This is a genomic window from Luteolibacter pohnpeiensis, from assembly GCF_016595435.1.
Lineage (GTDB): Bacteria > Verrucomicrobiota > Verrucomicrobiia > Verrucomicrobiales > Akkermansiaceae > Luteolibacter > Luteolibacter pohnpeiensis.
On the sequence record NZ_JAENIJ010000067.1, the window covers coordinates 1 to 6,279 of the forward strand.

A 6,279-nucleotide genomic window follows, 5' to 3' on the forward strand; every position below is an offset into this window, starting at 1 on the left:
GCCATCCAATTGTAAATCGTCTTCGGCGAAGGCATCCCTTCCTCAGCGCAAATCAGGGTGAGAGGCGTCCCCATCGACAAGCCTTCGAGCACTCTATCGATCACCTCATCCACTCGCTTTGTTGGCCGTCCGTTCTTGGAGGCATTGGTTTGGGCACGTTTAGATTTCTTCGGCTTCTTATCTCGTTTCGGCTTCATCGGCTCCGATGATTCGCGCGCGCGAGGCCGTGGCGAGGCGAGGCAGTGGTCCCTGAAAAGCAAACGGCCCCTCTCCCAAAAAGGAAGAGAGGCGCTTAAGGGCGAACTTCAGTCGTCTAAGTGAATGCAACTAGCCTCCCCCCGGATGCTGATTACCATTCACCCGGACAAGTTGAAATCCAGGTGTTTCGACAGCCACCAATGATGACTGATAGCCAAAGATACTAGAGTTTAAAATCCAACATTTCAATCAAAAAGGCTCAGACAGTTACAAGTCCGGCTCTTTCTATAAATCGGCCCCTCCCCCATGCACGGGAGAGAGGCTTTTTTTGGGGGGAGATCTTAATTTTGTAGAAGCAAAAAAATAGTCTTGGCGCTTCGTGAGCACCTAATGAGAAGCCATTTGCTCAAGCTCCGTTTGGGGGCATGTGGAATACTCCAATGATGTTTCTATTCCTCATGCAACTGAATATTGCCTATGTGATCAAGATGATTTTACAATCGCAGGATGCGCTCAAATTTGAAGGTCTCCCCCTATTTCAGAGAGAGACCTTCGACCTCCAAACAACTTTTGATAGACACGATATGCGTTCCCCCTGAGGCAAGCATAAGAGCGCATTTCAATTCATAATCAATTGAAACACAACCCAGTTGGAGGTTCTAGAAGCTACTAGCATACAGCTGCTGCGCAAGTGTCAGATTTGGTTATTTTTCCGACCTTCGAATAATAGACGCTTCCTGTGTAAAAACTCCTCATCCTCCGGACTCAGCGTGAGCGGTGCCGCCTTCTCCGTGACCGTCGCCTCTTCCTTCACCTCTCGCTTGTCCGCTTGATCCAGCAATTGCTTGCCGAGCCAGATCAGCATCGAGACGTTGCCGCCTTTCGCCGATTCGATCTGTTGACGACGCAGGGAAATCTTCAGTCGCCCGAAGCCCTTTTCATAGGACCGACAAAACTCCCCATCCTTGCGCGACATCCGCCTCTCAATCGTCCGCGTCGCGCAGCCAAACCACGCCGCCATCTCCGCTGCCGTCGCTCCCAGCATCCCCAGCTTTTCAACCTCGCTCAGATCGAATTCCATCTTTGGTCGTCCCGTGCTCATGCGTCTTCTCCTCTCAGCCATGGAACGGCTGCCACAATGTCGTCGCCGCGCCCGTAGCGCTTGCCACCGGGTAACGGCAGGTTGAACTCAAACCTCAGCCCCTTCTCGAGATCTTCAGCCGATGATGGCCGCTCGTTGATTGCCACTACCGACCAGCCCGTGGTCCGGATTGGGCCACTCTTCAGCTCACGTCCTTCTGCATCGCGGATCTCGTAGCGCTTTCCGATGAAGCGTTCGGTCAATTCCCGGATGTGCTCGATTCCATGAAACTTCTGATAGCGCCAAACGCCCCGCGAATAGATCGCCGAGATTCGTTCACCATCGAGGAAGTTCACCTGGCGTCGCGTGTGGGTTTTCTCAACGCACGTCTTGTTGTTCAGCCGGGTCAGCTCCGAATCCAGACTGCGCCCGCTGAAGATCACCTTGCCGCCTTTCCGGCACAGCGCGGACAGCGTGAGCAGAACCGCTTCCTCGGCAGCTACCGAGTCCACACTGTTGAGCACCGAGTCACACACCACCACGTCGTAAGGTCCGTGAGTCCGTAAATCCTCGAGCACTCGATCGATGTGGCGTTGCACCTCCCCGAACGCGATCTTGCCATTGCGTTGCAGGTAAAACTCAAGACCGCGGATCTGATAACCCGCCGCGCTCAGGCGCTTCACGTAGGCCAGCTTGCCCGCGCCAAAGTCGAGGATCCTCTCCTTCTTCGTCACATGCGGCAGCACCGCGTGCTCGTAGGTCCGGCTTCGCAGTTCGCGGTTTCCCCCGCCATTCAGCCGGTTCATTTGCGCCAATGCCTGCGCCCAGGTCGTGCGCGGTAAATGGTCGTAAGAATAGACGCCGTAGGACGCGGAAAGGTAGCGCTTCGCCACGTCCTCGAGGTCGGCGCCGATCACCATCAGATGCAGCGGCATGCCCAGCTGCTGACAGCACGCGGCATAGTCCGCCGAGGAAATCACCCGACCATCCGGCAAAGCAACTGCCCCGCCCCACGGTCCATGTTTCGCGAGCAAGCGCAGGATTTCTTTCCTTCGAACAGCCCCGCGAGCCAGAGGATTTCCAACCCGGATCTCCCGTGCCGGCACGATCTGCCAACCGCAATCCATGGCAGGCACGCGCACCTTCAGTTCGTCCGATTCGTCCAGGTCGGATCCGTTGTGGATCTGGTTGAAGCGGATTTCCTCGGTCACCGAAACCGGGCCTAACAGATGCACCGCCGTATTCTCGAGTCCTTCGGCTCGCATCGCTTTGGTGCGTTGGTGCCCGGCGATGATGGTGCCTTGCGAAACGATCACCGGTTTGACCGCACCAAGCGCACGGATGCTTTCGCGTAGCTTCGAAAACTCGGTTTCACTGATCCGCCTCGGGTTGTAAGACGCCGGTTTGAGCCGATCGATGGGATAGCTTGCCTCAAACATCATCTTCGAGGGCCAGGAGTTGGCGAACGAATCCAAAGTAGGAGCCGGTCGCTTCCGCGTGTTGATCAATCTGGCGACGAAGTGCCACCCGCTCCGCTTCAGTCACCGGGATCGACAGCCCGTCAAACTTCAGCAGGCAGGCATTTTCTGAAGCGTCCTCGTCTTCCGCGATGTCATCCGCCTGGGTTTCATCGGAAAGCATCTGGTCTAGCTCCGAGGCGTCAAAGCCGGTCAGCTCGAGGTCAAAGTCGTCCACGCCCCCCAAATCTCGCAGCAAGTCCCCCAGCCCGTCCTTGTCCATATCGGCCAGCTCGGCAATCCGGTTGTCGGCCACCAAGTGCGCCCATTCGTCGGCTTCGCTCGCAAACTGCTGCACGTCCACTGGCACTTGCGCGAGACCGAGCAGCAACGCCGCCTCAAGCCTCCCATGTCCTGCGATCACAAACCCACTCCGCGCCGAAACGACGATCGGATTTCGCCACCCCTGATGCCGAATGATCCGGGCCAGCATTTCAATCTGCTTCTGCCCGTGCCTGTTCGGGTTGCGCGGATGCGGCGTGAGCGATGAGGGATCGCGCAACTCCTTGTGGCTGCATTTTACTTCCGGCGAAAACTGTTCTTTTGAACTCTCCATGTCGGAGAATTCTTCGAACTACCGGGACCGGCAACGAGCGCCAGTGGTCCCAATCTCGACCTCCGCCAATAAAGAAAAAGCCACGGGGGGGGAAACCCACCCGTGACTTTCCATAGCGCCCCCACGCTATTATTCGGCAGGCGCATCTGCAATCAGCTTCAGCGCAAGATTCGTCAACTTGTCATCGGTGTCGCTCTCTTCGCTTAAAGTTGCCTGCAGCAACTCAACGACTGCCGTTTCTCCAAGTGCTTCTGCGAGCGCACTCGCAGAGCCATACCCGGAAATTTCATAGTGCTCGACCTTTTGGGCCGCTGTGATCAATGCCAGATCCTTGATGGAAGGTTCGGCTTCCTCTTCGATTGTTTCTTCCCCCTCCTCAACCAGCCCCTTCATCGCTTTGCAGCTGACTCCGCGGGGAGTCATATCTAACAATTCGGCAATTTCTTCCAGGCGTGCTACGTGACCTTTGGTCTCTTCCAAATGGGTCATGAAGCCCTCTGCGAGTTCTTGATTGCTTGCCGCCTTCGACATCTTTGGCAGCGCCTTCACAAGCTGGGTTTCCGCACTGTAAAGGTCCTTCAGACTGTGAATGAGGAGGTCTCTGGTATTTTTGAGTTTGGCCATAGGATGGTAGGTGTTGTGTCACCAATCCAATCGCAGGAACGCTGCCAAGTTATTGAGACCGATTTTCAAGGCAGTTACTAAGATCACTGCCTGTCAGTAAGTTGCCCAATTTGATTTATGCAATTTGCCCCACTGCAAAAAGCGCGATCGATAGTTTACTCTGGCAGCTCTGAATACAGCCCCGATCAACCAGGTGACAGCAGAGTGCTCGTTATTCTAACGAGAGCTTTTTGAAGATCTCGATCAAGTGGAGCGCTTGGTTCATCGCGTCATCCAGTGCATTATGATGAGTGCCCACCCGATCAGGAACAGCAACCTCAGGGTGCATGGCCTTCATGGTGCGATAGCAGCGATCCCGGCTGTATCTCCAAGGCAATGGAATCTCGCAAGCTCGGTAGGCCGCAGCGAGCACCGTATTGTCGAATGACGCGCCGTTTCCCCAAATCTCAACCATCGGATCACCAAGCCACTCGCCAAACTCCGTGAGTGCCTGGGAAAGCTCAACACCGGGGTATGTGATCTCCAGACGCGCTTCGTCTGGTTGTTTGAACCACCAGAGAATCGTCGATACATCCGGCTTCAGGCCAAATCGCTCGCAGCTTTCCGGGTCAATCCGCCGGTAAAAGGTGTCAGTGATTCCGCTCGAATCGAATTTCACCGCGCCAAGCGTCAGGATAATGGAGCCAGGAGTGTTTCCCATGGTCTCGATGTCGACCATGACGCGGGTTGGATTTACGGTATCGCTCATGAATTGGGTGCCTTTGGCAAGAAACCATCTGATAGGCGATCATGCAAGGTCGGCTCGGGTAGAGCTGTCATTAGGTTTTCGCTCGCTTCTGCTTCCGGCAGTCGACTTTCAGCTTGAGCTTCTTCGCCATCGCCAGAGCGACTGAGCGGCCAAAGATCGCCATGTCCGGATCGCGGGTTGGTAACGGGATGGATTCCCGCTTTCCAACAACCTTGGTGCCGATGTTAAAGGTGATCCTGAGCTTCCATTGCTCCTTGGATTTGTCCCAGGTGAGGTTGTGAAGGCGGAACATATCATTCTGCACCCGCTCACTCGGTGGGTTCCTCGGGTCGGATAACCGTTCGATTGCCCATTGCTGTTTTTCTGGCTCTGGAATCACGTCCCCACTCAGCCAGTTGTAAATCGTCCTGCGTGGCACATGGCACAAAATCAATTGCATTTCTGGAACACTATAAAGGCGCTCTTCCTTAATGTTTATAAGGGTTTGAGCGAATGAAATTTCTTTTTCCTCATGCACTAAAAGTGTGCCATCTGAATCTTCTTCAGTCTTCTCGTCGTTCATTTTTTAAAATTTTGGAGGTGATATAAAATTTCGTCTTTCCCTGCTGAGATCACAGCAGCACCCGCCTGTAGCTCGGCCAGTTGAACTCAAAGCTCTTGCCGTTTTCGTGCATGCGGTCGCGCACCGAGGCACTGATCGCTTTCGCCATCTCCGCACGCGTGTAGTTTGCGATCAGAATCGTCGGACGCTCTGCCGCGTATCGCTTGTCGATCAGGTTTGTGACCATGCGGTTTTCCCAGTCGCTTTCTCCACGGTCCTGAAATTCGTCGATCACCAGCAACCCGACCCGTGCCAGGTTTTCTAACACCTGCTTCTCGCTCGTCTTGCTGCCGCTTCGGTTCGCGTCACGGAGATCAAGGAAGATGTCGATCGCTCTGCGGTAAAGCGCCGTCCTGTTTGCGACTGGCCGGACTCCATTCCACTCTGCCGCGTCATGCGGATACTGACAGCCACGAGCGATCTCCGCCGCCATCTGAGTCTTGCCAGGACCTCGATTCCCGACGAAGACAACGATGCCGCCTTTGGCTACTGCACCCCGAGCTTCATCAAAGGTGCGAAGCCATTCAGCTCCGTGAAGATTCTGGTGTGACGGGCAATACCTGGCTCCCCAACCATGGCACTGCTTCACTGCGGTGATCTCCTCTTGAGTTGCTTCAGGTTCCTCCGGTCCATCTGGCGCTGCCGCGATCAGGGCATCCAGGGATCGGCCGATTTGCTCCGTGAACTCTTCAGGGGTATGGACATTTTGATTTCGCTTCATGGCATGCTGATGTCCTCCTGAATTCCGGCAAATCCTCCACGTTTGGAGCCTCGCCCTTTGTCGCTACTCGTCGCCATGCGGCTGGCGTAGGTCTTCAGATCTGCTTGCCAGTTGCTGCCGACGTGGATGTTGCCGCCACCTCCTGTGCCTTTGATCCAGTCGGTTGCTTCACGGGCATGCCACCATTCGTCGGCGAGCTCCGCCGTGACGCCGATGGTCGCCGCTGCTGATTT

General features: G+C 55.3%; 9 protein-coding genes. All 9 read right to left on the reverse strand.

All coding sequences use genetic code 11. The annotated features are described in order from the left end of the window. Positions 1 to 197, reverse strand: a 197-nt coding sequence (locus JIN85_RS19515) for a terminase small subunit-like protein (RefSeq protein WP_200274002.1), incomplete at its 3' end; no start/stop codon positions are given. 695 nt (positions 198 to 892) lie between these two features. Next, the gene (locus tag JIN85_RS19520; protein ID WP_200274004.1) at positions 893 to 1,300 is read right to left on the reverse strand and encodes a hypothetical protein; all 408 of its coding nucleotides are present in this window, start codon (positions 1,298 to 1,300) and stop codon (positions 893 to 895) included. Next, complete coding sequence (locus JIN85_RS19525; RefSeq protein WP_200274006.1) at positions 1,297 to 2,721, reverse strand: methyltransferase domain-containing protein; 1,425 nt, start codon at positions 2,719 to 2,721, stop codon at positions 1,297 to 1,299. The genes JIN85_RS19520 and JIN85_RS19525 overlap by 4 nt, the downstream gene beginning before the upstream one ends. After that, entirely contained in the window at positions 2,711 to 3,352 is a 642-nt protein-coding gene (locus JIN85_RS19530; RefSeq protein WP_200274008.1) for a ParB/Srx family N-terminal domain-containing protein, read from the reverse strand. Before JIN85_RS19530 ends, JIN85_RS19525 begins: the two co-directional genes overlap by 11 nt. Positions 3,353 to 3,481: 129 nt before the next feature. Then, the gene (locus JIN85_RS19535) at positions 3,482 to 3,976 is read right to left on the reverse strand and encodes a ferritin-like domain-containing protein (protein WP_200274010.1); all 495 of its coding nucleotides are present in this window, start codon (positions 3,974 to 3,976) and stop codon (positions 3,482 to 3,484) included. Positions 3,977 to 4,187: 211 nt separating this feature from the next. After that, entirely contained in the window at positions 4,188 to 4,724 is a 537-nt protein-coding gene (locus JIN85_RS19540; protein WP_200274013.1) for a 3'-5' exonuclease, read from the reverse strand. A 70-nt stretch (positions 4,725 to 4,794) separates the two neighbouring features. After that, the gene (locus JIN85_RS19545; RefSeq protein WP_200274015.1) at positions 4,795 to 5,286 is read right to left on the reverse strand and encodes a hypothetical protein; all 492 of its coding nucleotides are present in this window, start codon (positions 5,284 to 5,286) and stop codon (positions 4,795 to 4,797) included. A gap of 49 nt (positions 5,287 to 5,335) precedes the next feature. After that, on the reverse strand, positions 5,336 to 6,046 hold the full coding sequence (locus tag JIN85_RS19550; protein WP_200274017.1) for an ATP-binding protein: 711 nt from the start codon (positions 6,044 to 6,046) through the stop codon (positions 5,336 to 5,338). Then, positions 6,043 to 6,279, reverse strand: a 237-nt coding sequence (locus JIN85_RS19555) for a hypothetical protein (RefSeq protein WP_200274019.1), incomplete at its 5' end; no start/stop codon positions are given. The genes JIN85_RS19550 and JIN85_RS19555, both read right to left, overlap by 4 nt.

Coding starts and splice junctions, on each gene's coding strand:
- JIN85_RS19530 (WP_200274008.1), bottom strand. CDS start 3,352: ATGGAGAGTTCAAAAGAACAGTTTTCGCCGGAAGTAAAATGCAGCCAC.
- JIN85_RS19535 (WP_200274010.1), bottom strand. CDS start 3,976: ATGGCCAAACTCAAAAATACCAGAGACCTCCTCATTCACAGTCTGAAG.
- JIN85_RS19540 (WP_200274013.1), bottom strand. CDS start 4,724: ATGAGCGATACCGTAAATCCAACCCGCGTCATGGTCGACATCGAGACC.
- JIN85_RS19520 (WP_200274004.1), bottom strand. CDS start 1,300: ATGAGCACGGGACGACCAAAGATGGAATTCGATCTGAGCGAGGTTGAA.
- JIN85_RS19550 (WP_200274017.1), bottom strand. CDS start 6,046: ATGAAGCGAAATCAAAATGTCCATACCCCTGAAGAGTTCACGGAGCAA.
- JIN85_RS19525 (WP_200274006.1), bottom strand. CDS start 2,721: ATGATGTTTGAGGCAAGCTATCCCATCGATCGGCTCAAACCGGCGTCT.
- JIN85_RS19545 (WP_200274015.1), bottom strand. CDS start 5,286: ATGAACGACGAGAAGACTGAAGAAGATTCAGATGGCACACTTTTAGTG.